Genomic DNA, 17,140 nt, shown 5'->3' with positions numbered 1-17,140 from the left:
GTGATCGGGGTGCTGCTCGCGATCATGTGGGTGCTGGAGGTCTTCGACCAGGCCACCGGGAACAGCCTGGACCCCCTGGGCATCGTCCCGCGCCAACTGGACTCGCTGGACAACATCCTGGTGGCGCCGTGGCTCCACTTCGGGTGGGTCCACCTGATCGGCAACAGCGGGCCGTTCATGGTGCTGGGCGTCCTCACCTACCTGGCCGGGCTGGTGCGCTGGTTGGTGACGACGGCCGCCTCCATCCTCGGTTCCGGCCTGCTGGTGTGGCTGATCGCGCCGGTCAACACCGTCACGGCGGGTGCGTCGGGCCTGATCTTCGGCTGGCTGGCCTACCTGCTGATCAGGGGCCTGTTCACGCGCAGGGCCGGGCAGATCGCGCTCGGGGTGGTGCTCCTGCTCGTCTACGGCGGCATCCTCGTGGGCCTGTTGCCGACGGCGGCGGGCGTGTCCTGGCAGGGGCACCTCGGCGGCGCCATCGGCGGCGGACTGGCGGCCTGGTGGCAGCACCGTCGCGGCCGACGGGATTCCACCACCACCGCCTGACCCGGTGGACTCAGATCACGAACTCCGGTTCGAGCGGCACCTGCCGCAGGCCCTTGAACAGGTCATCCTCCGGGATCATCGTCGGCACCTTGGAGATGACGAGCTGGTAGTCCTCGGTGGGCCAGCCGGCCTGCTGGATCTCCAGCGGGACCGCGAACCAGGGACCGTCCGGGTCGATCTGCGTGGCGTGGGCCCGCAGCGCCGCGTCGCGGACGTGGAAGTAGTCGCCACAGTTCACGAACGTGGTGATCCGCCCGTCGGAGAAGGGGTCGTCGTCACGGGTGGGTGCCGGTTGGTGGGACTCCAGGCCGTGCTCGTGCATCAGTGCCTCCAACGCCGCGTAGCGCCGCCGGTGGAAGCCCATGTGGTAGTACAGCTTCGCCGCCTGCCAGGCGGGTCCGTGCTCGGGCCACTGCGCCGGGTCCGCCGACGCCCTGAACGCCTCCACCGTGATGTTGTGGCACTGGACGTGGTCCGGGTGCGGGTAGCCGCCGCGCTCGTCGTAGGTGGTCACGACGTGGGGACGGAAGTCCCGCATCACCTTCACCAGCCGGCCGGCGGCGACGACGGGGTCCTCCAGCCCGAAGCAGCCCTCGGGCAGCGGCGGGAGCGGGTCCCCCTCCGGGAACCCGGAGTCCACGAACCCGAGCCAGACCTGTTCCACGCCAAGGATCTCGCGGGCGGCCGCCATCTCGCGACGGCGGATCTCGGCGATGTTGGTGAGCACCTCCGGATCGTGGGCGAGCTTGGGGTTGAGCACGTCGCCGCGCTCACCGCCGGTGCAGGTGACCACCATGACCTCGACTCCCTCGGCCACGTACTTGGCGGTGGTGGCCGCGCCCTTGCTCGACTCGTCGTCGGGATGGGCATGGACGTGCATCAGCCGCAGCGGGGCAGGTCCGGTCTGGTTCATGCGTCCAATCTTGGCCCGTGTGCACCCACCTTTTCCAGCCGGGCACAATGGTGGCGTGACCAAGCCTGAACTCACCGACGCCGATCGCGCCAGGATCTCCGCCCGGTACCCGAAGCGGAACCCGGTTGACCTCGCCGTCGGGATCTCGGCGGCCGTGGCGCTGCTCGCCGCGGTCGCGATCGTCGCCTTCGCCGGACTGGTCCGCTCCAACCCGCCGGTGGCCGGCCTGGTCCGCGCCTTCGACACGGTCAGCCCCGAGGTGACCGAGGTGGAGCTGGTGGTGCAGCGCACCGACCCGTCCCGCCCGGCCGTGTGCCAGCTGTTCGCACAGGCCGAGAACTATGAGCGCGTCGGGGAGCTCGAGGTGCAGGTACCGGCGGGTGACAAGGAGCTCACCGAGCTCTACGTGGAGATCAGGACCATCCGGGAAGCCACTGCAGTGGACCTGGAGGGCTGTCAGTTGGCCGGTTGAGTGGGATAGGCTGGCTTGATGTCCGACAACACTGCCGACACCGTGTGGCTCACCCAAGAGGCCCACGACGCACTGCAAGCCGAGCTGAACGAGCTCAAGACCGTGGGTCGCCCCGACGTGACCGCCCGCATCGCCGCGGCGCGGGAGGAGGGCGACCTCAGCGAGAACGGTGGCTACCACGCCGCCCGCGAGGAACAGGGCCAGATGGAAGGCCGCATCCGCCAGCTGGAACAGCTCCTGCGCACCGCGCAGGTGGGTGAGCCGGAGGGCGACGTCGACGAGGCCGTTCCCGGCAAGGTGATCACCGTGGCCTTCGACGGCGACGAGGACGACACCGACACGTTCCTGCTCGGCTCCCGCGAGGTGCTCGGCACCGACGCCTCCGTGACCAACGCGGTCTCGCCGCAGTCCCCGCTCGGCGCCGCCGTCAACGGCCACCGCGTGGGCGACGAGGTCAGCTACGAGACACCCACCGGCAAGACCCTGAGCGTGACGATCCTCAAGGTCGAGGTCCTCTAGCCGAACCACAGCACGAAGGGCGGTCCCGACTCCTGGTCGGGACCGCCCTCGTGCATGCCCTTGGGCAGGCGGGCTCAGAGCGCGGCGATCAGCGCCGCCGCCACCTCGCTGGAGATCTCACCGGCGGCCACGCGCGCGAGGATCTGCTCCTGCGGCGTCTGCGGGGGCTCCGACGAGTCCTCGGACTGCTCCTCGGGGTCCTCGGGAGCGGCAGGGCCGAAGCCCAGTTTCGCGACGACGGCATCGAAGCGGGCCCGCGCCGTCGGGTACGAAACGCCCAGGTGCTTCTCCACCTCGCGCAGGTTGCCGCGCGAGACGAGGAAGACCTTCAGGATCTCGTGCTCGGCGTCGTCCAGGGCGCAGTAGGCGCAGCTGGCGAACTCGCCGGCCAGTTCCGTGCCGCACTTCAGGCAGCCCTTGCGGGTGATGATCAGGTCGTCGCCGCAGACGGGGCAGTCGGCGGGTGCGTGGTACAGGTGGTTGGGCATGCTCACTCGTCCTCCTGGTTCTTGATGCTGGCCAGCCCCATCACGACGCTGACGTCGAGCCGGGCGGAGCCGTTGCCGATGACCACCTCGTCGACGTTGTCGCTGTCTCCGGGCCAGTTGATGCGGCCGAGCTTGGCCTCGCCCCGGATGGTCACGTTGGCGCCGTCGGTGAGGTTCACGGTCAGGCTGCCGGACTCGACGCGCAGCTTCGAGCGCCCGGTGCTGATGGGCCCCTCGACGGTGACCGCGCCGGCCTGGGACAGCAGGTCGGCCACCTCCGTGACGCCCTCGAGGGAGCAGCCGCCGCCGGTGACGCGGATGCGCCCCAGCTTCGGGACACCGGAGGTCCTGAGGCCGCCGGTGGTCAGTTCGGCGTCCACCACCAGCCGCGGGTTGACCTTGATGACCAGCTCCTTGCCGAGCCCGATGTCACGCAAGTCGTCCAGGCTGCGGGGCGGGCGGATCAGCGAGAAGCCGTTGAAGCTGGGGCCGAAGTCCCCGGTGCTGCTGATCTCCATGACCGTGCCGTTGCGTCGCAGCACGTGCTGGCCCTCGACGGTCAGAGTGGTCACCGACGAGTCGGCCTCCACCCGGACACGGCGCCCGACGGCGGTGATGGCGATCCGCTCGAGACCGCCCGCGCGGGGCTTGCTCGTGGGCTTGTCCTGCTCGGGCTGCTCGTCCCCGGGGGACTCGCTCGCCTCGGCGTCCAGTTTCAGTTCCTCGATCCGGCGATTGGCCTCCGCGGCGTCGATGCGTCCGGCGGCCAGATCGTCGAGGATCGGTCCTAGATCAAGGTTGCTCATGCACTAAATGATAAGCCTCCCTTTCCACTTCTGGAAGTGTTGTTGAAGGATTGGAACCCTGATTCGTCCCTGAGTGGCCTGTGGCAGAGTTCTCGCCATGGCCAAGCCGCTCTCCCAACTCGTCGCCCCGGACTGGGCCGAGGCCCTCGCCCCCGTCTCCGACAACATCGCGGCCATGGGCGCGTTCCTGCGGGAGGAACTCACAGCGGGACGCAGTTACCTGCCCTCGGGCGAGCACGTGCTGCGGGCCTTCAGCCGCCCCCTGGCCGACGTCCGGGTGCTGATCGTCGGACAGGACCCCTACCCCACGCCCGGGCACGCCGTGGGCCTCAGCTTCTCCGTCGCCCCCGAGGTCCGCCCGATCCCTCGCAGCCTCGTCAACATCTACGCCGAACTCGAGGCCGACCTCGGCATCCCGCCCGCACCCCACGGGGACCTCACCTCCTGGTTCGAGCAGGGCGTGCTGCTGCTGAACCGGGTGCTGACGGTGCGCCCGGGTGCCCCCGCCTCCCACCGGGGCAAGGGCTGGGAGGAGGTCACCGCCACCGCGGTGCGGGCGCTCGCCGCGCGCGGCGGCCCGCTGGTGGCGGTGCTGTGGGGCCGTGACGCCCAGGGCGTCGCGCCCCTGCTGGGCGACGTGCCCGTGATCGCCAGCGCCCACCCGTCGCCGCTGTCGGCGCGGGGCGGCTTCTTCGGGTCCCGGCCCTTCAGCCGCGCCAACGCGGAACTGGAGCGGCTGGGCGGTACGGCGGTTGACTGGCGGGCATAGTCTGGGGCCATGGACATCGACGTGATGGGCTGGATCCGGAGCAACCTCAAGCCGCGCATGATCAACCCGGAGGAGGCCCTGCCCGGGCGCGACGAGCCGGTGCTGTTCCCGGTCCCGAACCACGCGGTCCTGGGACTCCCGCTCGACGCCGAACCGGAGGGCACCGAGGTGGCCTACTTCGCGCTCGGTTGCTACTGGGGCGAGGAGCGGATGTATTGGCAGACCGATGGCGTGGTCAACACCGCCGTCGGCTTCATGGGCGGGTTCACCCCCAACCCCACCTACGCCGAGTCCTGCACCGGCAGCACCGGCCACACCGAGACGGTCAAGGTGGTCTTCGACCCCGAGCGGGTCAGCTACGACGAACTGCTGCGGATCTTCTGGGAGGCGCACGACCCCACCCAGCTGAACCGGCAGGGCAACGACATCGGTACCCAGTACCGCTCCGCCATCTTCCCCGTCGACGACGCGCAACTCGCCGCCGCCGAGCAGTCGCGGGAGGTCTTCCAGCGCAGCCTCTCCGAGGCCGGCTACGGCGAGATCACCACCGAGATCTCCACGGACCAGACGTTCTACTACGCCGAGGCCGAGCACCAGCAGTACCTCCACAAGAACCCGAACGGCTACTGCCCCGTCCACGCCACCGGTGTGAAGTGCGGTCCCTCGACCTCCTGACGCGCAAGTTCTGGCGCCTGGTGGGACGGCGCGTCGACCTCGCCGGGAGCCACTCCTGGCTGGCCGCACCGCAGAACTCCGGTTCCGAGGTGGCCTCCGCGTGGCTCGAGGCCGAGGCGGCCCGCCTGGGCGGCAGGTTGGCGCGGAACACCCCGGAGGCGGGCCTGCTCGCCTCCCTGGGCCAGCTCGACGGGGCCGCGTTCTCCGCGGCCGGTCTCGACGCGCAGGTGCGTGACTTCTACGAGCACACCTCGGCCTGGCGCATGGAGGCGTGGTCCGGCTGGTCGCCGCTGTTCTGGCTCGGCGGTGAGCTGGTTGCCCGCTTCTTCGGGCGTCGGGTGCAGCAGCTCGCCCTCCCGATGAACCCCTTGGACCTCTCCCGCGGCATGGACAGTGAGGTCACCCTGATCGTCGGCGACGACGGCACCCAGCTGGCCGCCGGGTGGCTGCGCACGTTGCGAGCCACCGGCGACTTCGTGTTCAGCGGCTGCTACTCCACCAGGACGCTCCCGGGCTCCACCCAGCCAGGCATCCACGTCGCGTTCCCGCTCGAGGACGGGAACGTGCAGGTGTTCCTGCGCCCCGAGGTCGACGACGGTGCGCTGGTCCTGCGCTCACCCCGCGGCCGATTCGGCGAGGACGGCGCCTACGTGGTGGTCACCGACGCCGGCAGTACCTACGCGGCCAGGGTGCCGCTGCACGAGACGTTCAGGATCTTCGTCGACGGGGCGGGCGTCCTGCGCACCGACCACGAGCTCAGGCTGTGGGGTGCGCGGGTGGTTCGGCTGCACTACCGGATGGAGCGGCTTGCTCGGGGCGACGCTCGTTGAGCTCGATCCAGCGGGTGTCACAGCCGGGGCAGGAGTAGACCGGGGCACCCTCGACGAACTCCCCCGTCTCCATCACCCCACAGGCGTCCTGGCAGGGTTGCGACTCGAGGAACCTGGCGGCCATGGGCTGAGCCTAACCCGAGCTAGGCTTGGGTGGTGAAATTGCGCCCACTGGCCGTTGCGGCCCTCTCGGTCGCGACCCTGGCGGGATGCGCACCCGTCTCGACCGAGCCCACCACCCCGACGCCCCCGGCGTCGGCCAGTGGCGATCCCACGGCCGCCTCGGCGACGCCCTCCCCCACCCGGGTGGCCTCCCCGTCGCCCAGCGTCACCACGCGCGCCAGCACGCCTTCACGCTCCTACACGCGCCAGGCCTCACCGTCGCCGGACGCCACCCTGCCGGGTGACTTCCCCGTCGAGGGTGAGCTTGTGGACCATGCCGCCGAGGTGGTGGCGGAGTTGCACCGGGTGGCCTCCGAACTGCCCGCCCTGAAGCTGGACGTGACCGCGGACCAGGCCACCCTCACCGTCGTCGACGGCGAGGACCAGGTCCACACCTACCGGTGGCGCGACGGCGTGGTCTCGGTGGCCGACAGCGACGTCCAGAACCTCGGGCAGGCCAGCTTCAACCCCACCACGTTCCCACTGCACGACCTGCGTCGCATCTTCGACGTCGCAGCGCTGCACGCCACGAGTTCCGAGAACCAGGTGCTGCAGGTGGTGGAGTACCGCGGGGGCGAGGTCTACATGACGGTGACCACCCGGCCCGAGTCCCGCACCGTGTTCTTCCACCGTGACGGCACCGTGGTCAAGGAGCTCGACACCCACAGCGTCGCCGACATCACCGCGGGCCTGAAGGCCGTCACGGGTTCCACCCAGGTGGTCCTCGCCGTGGGCTTCAGCGTCGCCGACGGCTACTGGGCCGACGTCCCGAAGGGTGAGGGCGTGATCGAGCGCCGGATCCGCATCGGCAGCCTCCCGACCTTCAGCGCCCAGCGTTCGGAGACGCTCGGGCTGGAGCCGTTCGACCCCCTGCTGCTGGACCCGGCCGCCATCACCATGGCGATCGCGGAGTTCCGTGAGGACCCGGAGCAGGAGTGCTCGGTCACGGTGGACAACCGCTACGAACGCACCCAGCCCGTGGTCCGCTACGACTGCGGCGGCGACATCTTCCACACCGACATGCGCGGCAGGGACATGTCCGCGCAGTTCTCCTAGCTCACAGGTCGTCGGTGGCGAACGTGTCGCACACGTTCGGGTCCCCCGAGTCGTACCCCTTCGCCACCCATCGCTGCCGCATCTCCGAGGAGCCGTGCGTCCAGCTCTCCGGGACCACTCGGCCGCCCGAGGTCTCCTGGATGTGGTCGTCACCGACGGCGCGTGCGGCGTCGGCGATCCGCATCAGGTCGTCACGCGTGACACTCTCGATGGGCGAGTTCGGGTCCTTCAGGGTGTTGTTGAAGAACACCCCGGCGTAGCAGTCGGCCTGCAGCTCGAGGCGGACCTGGTTCGACGACGGCCCGGTCTGGTTGCCACCGGCGCGGGCCTGCTGCATCTGACCGGTCAGGTTGGACACGTGGTGGCCGTACTCGTGCCCGACGATGTAGAGCTCGGCGGCGTCGCCACCGGCGGCCCCCAGCTGGTTCAGCAGCTGGCCCATGTAGTCGCCGTCGATGTAGACGGTGTAGTCGCCCGGGCAGTAGAACGGGCCCATCTGCGAGGAGCCCGTGCCGCAGGCCGTGGCCACCTGGCCGCTGAAAAGCACCATCTGCCCGTACTGGTAGCCCTTCATCACCGAGTTCCAGTAGTCCTGCACGGCGATGTCGTAGGCGGCGAATCGGCAGTCCCGGTTGGCCTCGATCTCGGCGGCCGTCTGGCACTCGAGCTGCTCGCCCGTGGTCTGCTGCCGACCGTCGTCGGGCATCGCGGCGCCGCCCAGCACGTCGCCGATGTTGCCGCCGAACAGCAGGACCAGCACGAGGACGATGACGCCGCCGATGCCGCCGCCGACCGCCATCCCGCGGCCACCGCCGGAGCTACCACCCCCGCCGCCGTAGCGCACGCGCGCCCGATCCAGCTTGACGTCGTCCCGGTACTCCATCGTGACCACTCCTTCTGGGCTTGCAGCGAGTCCGGATCAGAGTATCGCGACCACCCGCCTAGACTGTCCCAATGCGCATCATCGGGGTCACCACGCCTGTGTCCCCACCCAGCGTCCAGTTCACCGTCGCGCACGGCGAACACCCCCGTGACCAGCTCCTCGGGCTCGGTTTCATCCCCCTGCGCCCCCTCGCGACGGTCATCGTCGACGACGAGATCGTGTTCACCTACCTGGTCCGCAAGACCGCCGAGCCGGTGGCGGCCCGCAGGCCGCGCACGCAGGTGGTCTTCGACGAGGCCCTCCCCGGCGAGGTGCCGGTGACCAAGCAACGGGTGGGCGCCTACGCCGTCGTCCTTTCCGAACGCGGGCTGCTGGGGACCGTCAACTCCTCACTGACCGCGGTGCCCGGCACCTGGGCGTTGCCCGGCGGCGGGGTGGACCCGGGTGAGTCGCCGGCGCAGGCCGTCATCCGCGAGGTCTACGAGGAGTCCGGTCAGCACATCACCCTGGACCGCGTGTTGACGCTGGACTCGGACCATTGGGTGGGGCGTTCCAACACGGGTGTGCTCGAGGACTACCACGCCCTGCGCGTGGTCTATGCCGCAACATGCGAAACACCCAGCCAGCCCGTCGTCCACGACCTGGGAGGGTCGACGGAGCGGGCTGACTGGGTGCCTTGGCAGTCCTGGCGCCGGTTGCACTGGACCATCGGTTCGCGCAACCTACTGGCCCGTTACGTGGGCCAGATGGCGTTGGATCAGTCCCTGAAGTAGGACAGGATCCGCAGGATCTCGATGTAGAGCCAGACCATCGTGACGGTGATGCCGAAGGCAGCGCGCCACGACTCGCTCGCGGGCGCCCTGGAGGCGATGCCCCGCTCGACGAAGTCGAAGTCCACGATCAGGTTGAACACGGCCAGGCCGACGGCCAGCACCGAGATGCCGATCGAGAGCCAGCCCGCACCGGAGCCGATGTCACGCAGACCGGTGTCGACGCCGAACAGCGCCAGCACGAAGTTGACCAGCAGCACGCCGGCCAGCGACATGGTGGCGATGGTCACGAACTTGCGGAACTTCGGGGTGACCCGGATGTTGAAGAACTTGTAGGCGGCCAGCGTCGCACCGGCGGCCACGAAGGTGGCGAGCACTGCGGACACGACGATGCCGGGCCAGAAGGCCTCGAACATCTTGGAGATCGCGCCGACGAAGACACCTTCGACCAGTGCGTAGAAGATCACGCCGCCCACGGGCAGCTTGTGGCGCCCGGCGACGACGAAGACCGTGATCAGCCCGATGATGGCGGAGCCGATCATCGTGGGGTACAGCAGGTTCATCGGCAGCAGCATGAACGTGGCGGCGGCGGCCGCGAACACCACGAGCAGCGTGATGGCGGTCTTGGCGATCACGTCGTCGAGGGTCATCACCCCGCCGGTGGCCTGCGGGGCCTGCTGCTGGTAGCCCTGCGGCTGACCGTAGCCCTGGGGCTGGCCGTAGCCCTGCGGGTGACCGTAGCCGGGCTGGCCGGGCTGCTGGTACTGCTGGAAGTTGCTCTGTGGCGCGCGGCGACCGTTGAAGGTGTCGCTGCGTGCGAATACGGGGTTCGCCATGGGGGTTTCCTCGTCTCTACTGCAAACACGAAATTGCGTTACTCCTCCAAGCGTACCCGGCCACCCAGCCAAACCGGTGTCCGCGAGGCGCCGGTTCGGACAGTGGAGTTCCGGCAGGAGGCCAAGTGGGATCAGCACTCGTGTACGCGCTGGGCGCTTGTGCACTGTGGGGGCTGGCGTTCGTCGCCCCGGCTGCGGGCGGCGTCGGGGGCATCCCGCTGACCCTGACCCGGTACGGGGTGTTCGCCCTCTCCTCCGTCCTGGTCCTGCGGATCCTGCGGTTCAACCCCTTCAGGGAGCTCGACGGCCGCGGCTGGCTGCGGATCATCGGCATCGGATTCGCAGGCAACACTCTCTACTACGCGGCCGTGTCGGGCGCCGTGATGGCCATCGGACCAGCCCCGGTCTCGCTAATCTTCGGGGCCCTGCCAATCATCATGACCGCCGTGGGGAACCTACGCCGAAAGGTGATGGCGTGGCGCTCCCTGGTGGGACCGATGCTGTGCATCGCGGCCGGGATCGTGATCACCACCGTCACCACGTTGGGCTCCGGAGGCGGGACACACGGAACCTCGCCGGCACTGGGTCTGCTGCTGGCCGCGGTTGCGCTGGCTTGCTGGACGGTCTTCAGCACCTGGAACGCGGAGTACGTGGCGGACAACCCGCATCACCGCACGGTGGTCTGGACGAGCCTCACGGGAGTGGGCACGCTGGTCACCCTCCCACTGCTCGTCGTGGCCCTCGCGCTCACCACCGAGAGCCCGCAAGCCTTCGTGGCCGCGTTCCCGACGGGCGTGCTGGTCTGGGGGCTCGTGCTCGGCCTGAGCGCGTCCTGGGCTGCCACCGCACTGTGGAGCCGCGCGGCGAAGTACTTCAGCGCCTCGGCGCTCGGGATGCTGATCGTGACGGAGGTGATGTTCGCCCTCCTCTACACCCTGGCCCTGGAGAGCCGGGCACCCACCTGGCAGGAACTGGTCACGGTGGCACTCACGCTCGGCGGGGTGACCTGGGGGCTCGTCGTCGGTCGGGCAGCCAGACGGCGTCGCGATGCTGCCGCCGCCAGGGAGGACGGGCGGGAGGGTCCCGAGTTGGCTTCGGGCACCCTGAAGGAGTAAGTTGAATCTGCAACTATCTCCCGAAGGAACGGAACCACATGACCAAGATCGGCTACATCGTCGGCAGCCTCTCCAGCACCTCCATCAACCGTCGGCTCGCGAAGGCCCTCGAGCGCCTCGGCGCCTCGGCCGAGGTCGAGCTCACCGAGATCCGGATCGATGAGCTGCCCTTCTACTCCCCGGACTTCGACGCCGACTACCCGCAGGTGGCGCGCGACTTCAAGCAGGCCATCGCCGACGTCGACGGCGTCATCCTCGTCACCCCCGAGTACAGCCGCTCCATTCCCGGCTACCTGAAGAACGCCCTCGACTGGGCCTCGCGCCCCTGGGGCCAGAACTCCTTCACCGGCAAGCCCACCGCGGTCATCGGCACCTCCGGCGGCGCAGTCTCCGCCGCCATCGCGCAGCAGCACCTGAAGTCCATCCTGACCCACTTCGCCTCGCCGCAGCTCGGCCAGCCGGAGGGCTTCATCCAGTCCGTCCCCGGCCTGTTCACCGAGGACGGCGAGGTCACCAACGAGGAGACCGCAGGCTTCCTCGTCGGCTACCTGGGTGCCTTCAAGGAGCTCATCGAGCGCGTGCAGCGCGCCGACGCCGCCTGATCCCCCACTCAGCAGGTGGGTGACCAGTCCCCACCGGCGAACCGTGCTTCGGTCCATTCGACGAGGTCGGCCAGCAGCTGCGAGTCACCCGTCACCAGCCCCATGTGGTCCATCCCGGGGTAGGTGCGGTACTCCAGTTCCTGGCCGGCCTCGCACTGTTTCGCCACGTACTCCTGCTGCGCCTGCGGCCGGACCAGGGTGTCAGCCTCCCCCTGCGCAATCAGCAGGGGTGCGGCCACCGGCAACTCGGGCACGTTCTGGTGTGCCAGCGCCAGCACCGGACCCCGGGACGGATCGCCGCTCCAGACCGGATCCCTGCCCAGGATCGACGTGGCCACGGAAACCAGCACCGACGGATCGCTGAGGCAGCGGCCAGCCATCTCCTCCATCCCGATCCGGGCCGCGGGGCGGACATAGTCCTGCATCCGGATCGACGGGTCCACGTCCTCCCAGGCAGCTATCACGTAGGCGCCGAACACCGGCCCGATCGGTGAGGTGGTCAGGTCCGCCAGGAGCTGTGGCAGGTTGGCTGCCGGCGCCATCGCCACCACGCCCCTGACGTCCAGCTCGGGCGCATATGACTCCGCGAGCCCGCCGGTCCACAGTGCGGCATGGCCGCCCTGCGAGTGCCCCCAGACCATGGTCTGCTCCCCGAGCCGGGCCTCCTCCAGCTGTTGCGCAGCCCGGATTGCGTCCAGGACCGAGCGCCCGGTGGGCTGCCCCACAAGGTACGGGTGGGAGCCTCCGGTGCCCAGGCCGGGATAGTCCGGGGCGACGACGGCCCAGCCCTGAGCGAGCGTGCCGGGCAGGTCCGGCATCGCCCCCGCCTCGAACGGATGCTCCAGTAGCGACGGCGCACACCCGGTGGCCTGCCCCGTGGTGCCGTGGGCCCACGCCACCACCGGATGGTCGCCGTCGCCGTCAGGTGCCACGACGATCGCCGACGCAACGGCAGGGACACCGTCGGCCAGGGTGGTGGTGTAGAGGATGCGCCAGCCCTCAGCCCCCTCCGGGACGTCCGTGGCGAACGCCTCCGTACGCAGGAGCACCCCGGCCTCTGCCGGGAGGTCAGCGGGCGCGGCGTAGAAGTCGTCGGGTTGGGGGTGACCGGTCAGCCGGATGCTGAGCAGCAACAGGCCGGCGCTCGCCAGCAGTGCGGCCACGGCCCCGACGGTGCGCCAGGTCCGACGCCGATCCCGCCCGGGTTCCGCAGCGCGCCCCGGGGCACCGGACCGTCGCCGCCATGCGGAAGCCACCTGGGCGATCCCGAAGAGCACCAGCTGGACGCCGGAGACGGCCGCGATGACCAGGACGGTCACGTCGGGCCACGCCAGCGCAACCACCCCGAGGACCACACTCGCCACGCCCAGCAGCACGGCGCTGAGCCGCTCCCCCGGTTCCGTCCGGCGGACCCCCACAATCCGGAGCACACCGACCACCACCAGCGCAGCGGCGACGACGAGGGTGAGCAGCTGGATGGTCAAACCGGGCAGCACCAGGACGGCCACCCCCGCCAGGATGGCCGCCAGTCCGAGCAGGTTAGTGGCCATGCCACGCCCGGACCGCTCGGCCAGCAGGGACACCCCCAACAGCACCAGCCCGACGGCCAGCAGCACGACGAGCACACCGAGGGAGCGGAACGGTCTGAGTGCCAGGACGGCGCCCGTGACGACGCACAGGATCCCGAGCAGCCCGCCCAGCCACCACGGGAATGCCTCGGCCAGCCTGCTCCGCAGCTCCTTCACCGCCGCCCCTCCCAGGTGCTTCCGTCCGTCAGGACTGCGTGGGTTCGCCGAGCGAGAGCATCAGCCGGTTCGCCCAGTTGAAGAAGGCCCCGGCCTGGACCATGTCAAGCAGTTCGGGCTCGTCGAGACCGACGCCGCGGAGTCGGGCCAGATCATCGGGCCCGAAGCGCGACGGCGTGGCCGTGAGCGCCACGGTGGCATCCACCAGCGCGTCCCAGCGCTCATTGACACGGGCTCCGACGCCCTCGTCGAGCAGGCGCTGGACCTCGTCACGATCCGCCCCCTGTTCCGTGGCGAAGCGGGAGTGCACGGAGGCGCAGAACACGCAACCGTTGAACCGGGATGCTGCCGCCGCCGCGAGCTCACGGTCTGCACGGGGCAGGCCGCCCTCGGTGTTGTAGAAGATGTCCATGTCCGTGAGGGTGCGCTCCCTCAACGCCTCGGGGTCGCGCGCCAGGAGCCGGAAGTAGGGCATGTGGATGCGCTCGGGTTCGACGAGTGCCTCGCGGTGAAGGTCCGTGAACTCCGCGGCAGGCAGGGGTGTGAGCCAAGGCTTCCAGCCGAGGCTCTCCTGGGTGAAGCGCGGCGGCTCGTCCACCTTGGGGGCCGCGGGCAACTGCTCGGCGGCAGCCTCGGGGGCGACACCCGCACCGTCGCCGAGGCGGGCGGCAGCAGCCCTGGCCACCTCGCTGGCCAGTGCGGCCAGGGCCTCGGTGGTGGGCGCCGTCCCGCTGCCACCGGCTGTCTCGCGCAGCACGCTCAGGCCGTGGATGACGCGCAACTGGAAGGTGAGGAAGGACACCAACTGGGACAGGGTCACCACGCCGGTGGTGCTCCAGCCGTCGTCGAGCAGCTGCTGCAGGCGCTCGCGGCTGGCATCCCGGGGATGGAAGACGAGGAAGTGTGCGTGTTCGAGGGCGGCAGCCAGCCGGTCGGCCACCGCATAGCTGGCTTCCACCGAATCCACGGCGTACTCGACGCCGGGCACGCTCTCGTCTGCGTTCTCGGCACGGAATGCCCCATAGGGCCCGGTGCCCGCCGCCCTGTCCGCCTCGGCGACGATGATGGGTTCCAGCAGGTCTCCGCCACCGGTCTCCCGCAGGAGGGATCCGTAGAACTCCACAGCTGCCTGCTGGCCGTGCAGCCGGGCCACGAACAGCGCCACGGCCGCTCGCTCCGGGAGCGAGACCTGGGATGCGTCGATGGGCTGGAAGAGGGCCTTGAAGCTGCCCTGGGCGTGCTGCTTCGCGGCGGGGCGCCCGGAGCGCGCCTCGTCGAGCACGTCGCCCGCATTGATGCCAGTGAGTGCGTCGATGATGTCAGTCATGGGCGCAAATCTAGCGGAGCACCCTACAGGCTCTGGCCGATGTCCCAGAGCTTGTCCGGGCGCCCGTCGATGGCCTCCGAAACGGCGATCGCCTGCCCGTCGGACAGGGATGCGACGTAGTCGAGGACACCTCGGCCGCGGCCGAGCCGCCGGACGTCGGCAGGATCCACCTCCGGGATGCCCTCAGGTCGTTCCCGGGCGATCCGGTCGTAGCCATCGCTGGCCACCTCCACGAGTTCCTGCAGCCGGGGCGGGACCCGCAGCCGGTCCGGGGTGTCGGCCAGCCACGCCGTCAGGCCCTTGACCACCCGGAGCAGCACGCGGCTCAGGCCCCGCTGGTAGAGGGCGATGTCCGAGCGGTTGAGCCCGAACTGCCGGTGGACGAACTTGAGCACCTCGACGTCGTGCCACGCCTGCCGGTTGAGCATCACCAGACCGGTGCGCGGGTTGTCCCGCGGCGCAAGAACCACGGAGTCCTGCAGGTAGTGGATCCAGCGGTTGGTGAACGACGAGAGTGCCCGTTCCGCTGCGATGGACCCGTTGAAATCGTCACCCAGCAGACCATCGACGAGGTCGTGCGAGACGTCCCTCACGGCGGCGACGAAGGCGTCGTCGTCGGCGATCCAGGGGTCGTCCCGGTGCAGCTTGCGGCGCAGCAGTTCCAGCGCGCTGCCGGCGCGGGTGTGCTGGGCCAGCAGCCGACCGTCGTCCAGTTCCCGGAAGTCCATGATGTGCTCTTCCCACTCCCGGAACTCGCGGGACACCGCGCCCTGACTGAGCAGCCCCGCCCGGTGGAAGTCGTCGACGTCATGGATGGAGTAGGCGATGTCGTCGGAGATGTCCATGACGGAGCCCTCCAACGACTGCTGGAGCGGCAACAGGCCATGGGCGTCCGCGCGGGCGTCGGCCAGGTCGTCGGCGTCCAGGAAGTAGGCGGAGTACTTGCGTACGCTCAACTCGTCGCCGGAGCGCCGGAGCCCGGGCGGGAGCGGCCGGTCACCGAGCGGGGACACGTCCACGGCCGGTGTCCACGGGTACTTGGCGACGGCGGAGCGGGTTGCGGCGGTCAGGTTGAGCCCCTTGGACGGGCCGTGGCAGACGTCGAGGGTGGCGATGATCCGGTAGGTCTGGGCGTTGCCCTCGAACCCGTCGGCCAGCCCCAGGTTCTCGCGCGCCAGCCGGTCCAGCACGGATTCGCCCAGGTGCCCGAAGGGCGGGTGGCCGAGGTCGTGGGCGCTGGCGGCCGCCTGGGCCACCACCGGGTCACAGACGAACTCGGGCGGCAGGTTGTGGTCCTCGCTGAGCTTGGTGGCGAGTTCGACGGCGACGGAGCGCGCCACGGCCGTCACCTTCAGGGAGTGAGTGAGCCGGTTGTGAACCAACGGTCCGGCGGAGGTCTGGCCGATCACCTGCGTCACGGCCGAGAGCCGGGCGAAGTAGGGCGAGAACCGGATGCGCTCGAGGTCCGTGCGGAACGGCGTGTCGCCATCCGCGAACTCGGCGTCGGCTGCCTCCGCCTCCCTGCGTCGGGTTCGCTGCACAAGCCCCTCCACTTCCTCTGCTGTTCGGAGCGCACCGACGCCCCAGTGTGGCGATCTGGATGCTTCACCAGCACGATCACCACACTGAGGCGTCCTGGCGTCAGCCGATCTTGATGACCTGCGTTCCGTCTGCGAACTTGTCATGCCAGCCGCGGCGGCCGGCGACGTCGCCATTGATGCCGACGGCGATCATGATCATCGCGACGAGCTGGCCGACACCGGACAGGAGGCCGCCGATGACCGGGATCACGCCCAGCACGCTGATGGCCACCCAGATGTTGCGCTTGACGGCCTGCTCCATGGTGGGACGGCCCCCGTTGGCGCTGCGGGTCTCCAGCTTCATCACCATCTTGCCAAGTGTCTGCCCGCGGCTGGACTCGAAGTAGGCGAAGTAGCCCAGGTAGAGCGCAGCCATCAGCACCGAGCTGACCAGGCTGGTCAGGAAGTTGCCGCCACCCATGCCCAGGACCCCGAAGGAGCCACCCATGAGCAGGCTGACCACGAGGAAACCGATGATGATCGAGCCGGTGACCGCCAGGAGGATGAAGTCGATCAGGCGGGCGAGGAACCTGTCGAGAAGTTCTCCCGGCTGCCCGATCTTGTTGCCGGGCTGACCATAGGGCTGGCCCGGCTGCTGTCCGTAGCCCGGGCCCGGCTGCTGCCCGTACGGCTGACCGTAGCCCTGCTGGCCGTAGCCCTGCTGGCCCTGGGGCTGGCCGTAGCCCTGCTGCCCCTGCTGCTGGGCCTGTCCCTGCTGCTGAGCGTATGGATCACCGGGCTGCTGACCGTAGGCCTGGCCCTGCTGCTGGGCGTACGGATCACCGGGCTGCTGACCGTAGTCCTGGCCCTGCTGCTGGGCGTACGGATCACCGGGCTGCTGACCGTAGGCCTGACCCTGCTGCTGGGAGAAGGGATCGCCCTGCTCCTGCCCGTAGGACGGCCCGGACGGCTGCCCGTGGGGTTGGCCCTGCTGCTGGGCGTAGGGATCACCGGCCGACTGGCTGGCCTCGGGCTGCTGGAACTCATCGGGCTGCGGCTCATCGGCCGAGGGCTGGTTGGGCTGGTTCGGGTCGGTCACCGCACAC

General features: G+C 69.8%; 19 protein-coding genes. 10 read left to right on the top strand and 9 right to left on the bottom strand.

All coding sequences use genetic code 11. The annotated features are described in order from the left end of the window. Positions 1–3: 3 nt before the first annotated feature. Positions 4–546: a rhomboid family intramembrane serine protease gene (locus ACYU7G_RS08845; RefSeq protein WP_461107287.1), complete on the top strand. Its 543-nt coding sequence runs from the start codon at positions 4–6 to the stop codon at positions 544–546. Positions 547–556: 10 nt separating this feature from the next. On the opposite strand, the gene mca is transcribed toward ACYU7G_RS08845, so the two are convergent. Then, positions 557–1,459 (bottom strand): mycothiol conjugate amidase Mca, encoded by a 903-nt coding sequence (gene mca / locus ACYU7G_RS08840; RefSeq protein WP_461106859.1) that lies wholly within the window; start codon positions 1,457–1,459, stop codon positions 557–559. 55 nt (positions 1,460–1,514) lie between these two features. On the opposite strand from mca, the gene ACYU7G_RS08835 reads away from it, so the two are divergent. Together ACYU7G_RS08835 and greA are read left to right on the top strand one after the other, a co-directional pair. Further along, on the top strand, positions 1,515–1,931 hold the full coding sequence (locus ACYU7G_RS08835) for a DUF4307 domain-containing protein (protein WP_461106857.1): 417 nt from the start codon (positions 1,515–1,517) through the stop codon (positions 1,929–1,931). Between the two features lie 18 nt (positions 1,932–1,949). Then, positions 1,950–2,450, top strand: a complete 501-nt coding sequence (gene greA, locus ACYU7G_RS08830; RefSeq protein WP_461106855.1) for a transcription elongation factor GreA — start codon at positions 1,950–1,952, stop codon at positions 2,448–2,450. Between the two features lie 74 nt (positions 2,451–2,524). Here the strand turns inward: greA and ACYU7G_RS08825 are convergent, their stop codons facing one another. Together ACYU7G_RS08825 and ACYU7G_RS08820 are read right to left on the bottom strand one after the other, a co-directional pair. Next, entirely contained in the window at positions 2,525–2,938 is a 414-nt protein-coding gene (locus ACYU7G_RS08825) for a DUF2089 family protein (RefSeq protein ID WP_461107285.1), read from the bottom strand. A gap of 2 nt (positions 2,939–2,940) precedes the next feature. Further along, entirely contained in the window at positions 2,941–3,744 is an 804-nt protein-coding gene (locus tag ACYU7G_RS08820) for a hypothetical protein (RefSeq protein ID WP_461106853.1), read from the bottom strand. A gap of 97 nt (positions 3,745–3,841) precedes the next feature. On the opposite strand from ACYU7G_RS08820, the gene ACYU7G_RS08815 reads away from it, so the two are divergent. The 4 genes from ACYU7G_RS08815 (at position 3,842) to ACYU7G_RS08800 (ending at position 7,236) form a co-directional block, all read left to right on the top strand. Then, positions 3,842–4,513, top strand: coding sequence for a uracil-DNA glycosylase (locus tag ACYU7G_RS08815; RefSeq protein WP_461106851.1), 672 nt, complete (start codon positions 3,842–3,844; stop codon positions 4,511–4,513). 9 nt (positions 4,514–4,522) lie between these two features. After that, complete coding sequence (gene msrA / locus ACYU7G_RS08810) at positions 4,523–5,188, top strand: peptide-methionine (S)-S-oxide reductase MsrA (RefSeq protein WP_461106849.1); 666 nt, start codon at positions 4,523–4,525, stop codon at positions 5,186–5,188. Beyond that, complete coding sequence (locus ACYU7G_RS08805; RefSeq protein WP_461106847.1) at positions 5,167–6,018, top strand: hypothetical protein; 852 nt, start codon at positions 5,167–5,169, stop codon at positions 6,016–6,018. Before msrA ends, ACYU7G_RS08805 begins: the two co-directional genes overlap by 22 nt. A gap of 156 nt (positions 6,019–6,174) precedes the next feature. Further along, the gene (locus tag ACYU7G_RS08800; protein WP_461106845.1) at positions 6,175–7,236 is read left to right on the top strand and encodes a hypothetical protein; all 1,062 of its coding nucleotides are present in this window, start codon (positions 6,175–6,177) and stop codon (positions 7,234–7,236) included. Position 7,237: 1 nt separating this feature from the next. Here the strand turns inward: ACYU7G_RS08800 and ypfJ are convergent, their stop codons facing one another. Continuing rightward, positions 7,238–8,119: a KPN_02809 family neutral zinc metallopeptidase gene (ypfJ, locus tag ACYU7G_RS08795; RefSeq protein WP_461106843.1), complete on the bottom strand. Its 882-nt coding sequence runs from the start codon at positions 8,117–8,119 to the stop codon at positions 7,238–7,240. 71 nt (positions 8,120–8,190) lie between these two features. Here ypfJ and ACYU7G_RS08790 point away from each other — a divergent pair, with 71 nt between their 5' ends. Continuing rightward, a complete protein-coding gene (locus tag ACYU7G_RS08790; RefSeq protein WP_461106841.1) occupies positions 8,191–8,892 on the top strand; it encodes an NUDIX hydrolase in 702 nt (233 codons plus the stop codon). On the opposite strand, the gene ACYU7G_RS08785 is transcribed toward ACYU7G_RS08790, so the two are convergent. Further along, entirely contained in the window at positions 8,877–9,725 is an 849-nt protein-coding gene (locus ACYU7G_RS08785) for a Bax inhibitor-1/YccA family protein (RefSeq protein WP_461106839.1), read from the bottom strand. The two genes, ACYU7G_RS08790 and ACYU7G_RS08785, sit on opposite strands and share 16 nt — an antisense overlap. A gap of 125 nt (positions 9,726–9,850) precedes the next feature. On the opposite strand from ACYU7G_RS08785, the gene ACYU7G_RS08780 reads away from it, so the two are divergent. Continuing rightward, positions 9,851–10,840, top strand: coding sequence for a DMT family transporter (locus ACYU7G_RS08780; RefSeq protein WP_461106836.1), 990 nt, complete (start codon positions 9,851–9,853; stop codon positions 10,838–10,840). Positions 10,841–10,878: 38 nt separating this feature from the next. Then, entirely contained in the window at positions 10,879–11,442 is a 564-nt protein-coding gene (locus tag ACYU7G_RS08775) for an NADPH-dependent FMN reductase (RefSeq protein ID WP_461106834.1), read from the top strand. Between the two features lie 8 nt (positions 11,443–11,450). Here the strand turns inward: ACYU7G_RS08775 and ACYU7G_RS08770 are convergent, their stop codons facing one another. The 4 genes from ACYU7G_RS08770 to ACYU7G_RS08755 form a co-directional block, all read right to left on the bottom strand. Then, complete coding sequence (locus ACYU7G_RS08770) at positions 11,451–13,187, bottom strand: alpha/beta fold hydrolase (protein ID WP_461106832.1); 1,737 nt, start codon at positions 13,185–13,187, stop codon at positions 11,451–11,453. Between the two features lie 28 nt (positions 13,188–13,215). After that, positions 13,216–14,514: an alkylhydroperoxidase domain protein gene (locus ACYU7G_RS08765; protein ID WP_461106830.1), complete on the bottom strand. Its 1,299-nt coding sequence runs from the start codon at positions 14,512–14,514 to the stop codon at positions 13,216–13,218. A gap of 23 nt (positions 14,515–14,537) precedes the next feature. Further along, entirely contained in the window at positions 14,538–16,055 is a 1,518-nt protein-coding gene (locus tag ACYU7G_RS08760; RefSeq protein WP_461106828.1) for a deoxyguanosinetriphosphate triphosphohydrolase family protein, read from the bottom strand. A gap of 100 nt (positions 16,056–16,155) precedes the next feature. Next, positions 16,156–17,133 carry an RDD family protein gene (locus tag ACYU7G_RS08755; RefSeq protein WP_461106826.1) on the bottom strand — a complete coding sequence of 326 codons (978 nt, stop codon included), beginning with the start codon at positions 17,131–17,133 and terminating at the stop codon, positions 16,156–16,158. Between the last annotated feature and the right edge of the window lie 7 nt (positions 17,134–17,140).

Source organism: Tessaracoccus terricola, assembly GCF_054776555.1.
The sequence above is the reverse complement of the archived record's forward strand: the minus strand, read 5'-3'. Positions and strand labels throughout refer to the sequence as shown.

What these genes read in the sequence shown, in the direction of transcription:
- mca (WP_461106859.1), bottom strand. Translation starts at nt 1,459, where the DNA reads ATGAACCAGACCGGACCTGCCCCGCTGCGGCTGATGCACGTCCATGCC.
- greA (WP_461106855.1), top strand. Translation starts at nt 1,950, where the DNA reads ATGTCCGACAACACTGCCGACACCGTGTGGCTCACCCAAGAGGCCCAC.
- ACYU7G_RS08825 (WP_461107285.1), bottom strand. Translation starts at nt 2,938, where the DNA reads ATGCCCAACCACCTGTACCACGCACCCGCCGACTGCCCCGTCTGCGGC.
- ACYU7G_RS08820 (WP_461106853.1), bottom strand. Translation starts at nt 3,744, where the DNA reads ATGAGCAACCTTGATCTAGGACCGATCCTCGACGATCTGGCCGCCGGA.
- ACYU7G_RS08815 (WP_461106851.1), top strand. Translation starts at nt 3,842, where the DNA reads ATGGCCAAGCCGCTCTCCCAACTCGTCGCCCCGGACTGGGCCGAGGCC.
- msrA (WP_461106849.1), top strand. Translation starts at nt 4,523, where the DNA reads ATGGACATCGACGTGATGGGCTGGATCCGGAGCAACCTCAAGCCGCGC.
- ypfJ (WP_461106843.1), bottom strand. Translation starts at nt 8,119, where the DNA reads ATGGAGTACCGGGACGACGTCAAGCTGGATCGGGCGCGCGTGCGCTAC.
- ACYU7G_RS08790 (WP_461106841.1), top strand. Translation starts at nt 8,191, where the DNA reads ATGCGCATCATCGGGGTCACCACGCCTGTGTCCCCACCCAGCGTCCAG.
- ACYU7G_RS08785 (WP_461106839.1), bottom strand. Translation starts at nt 9,725, where the DNA reads ATGGCGAACCCCGTATTCGCACGCAGCGACACCTTCAACGGTCGCCGC.
- ACYU7G_RS08775 (WP_461106834.1), top strand. Translation starts at nt 10,879, where the DNA reads ATGACCAAGATCGGCTACATCGTCGGCAGCCTCTCCAGCACCTCCATC.
- ACYU7G_RS08765 (WP_461106830.1), bottom strand. Translation starts at nt 14,514, where the DNA reads ATGACTGACATCATCGACGCACTCACTGGCATCAATGCGGGCGACGTG.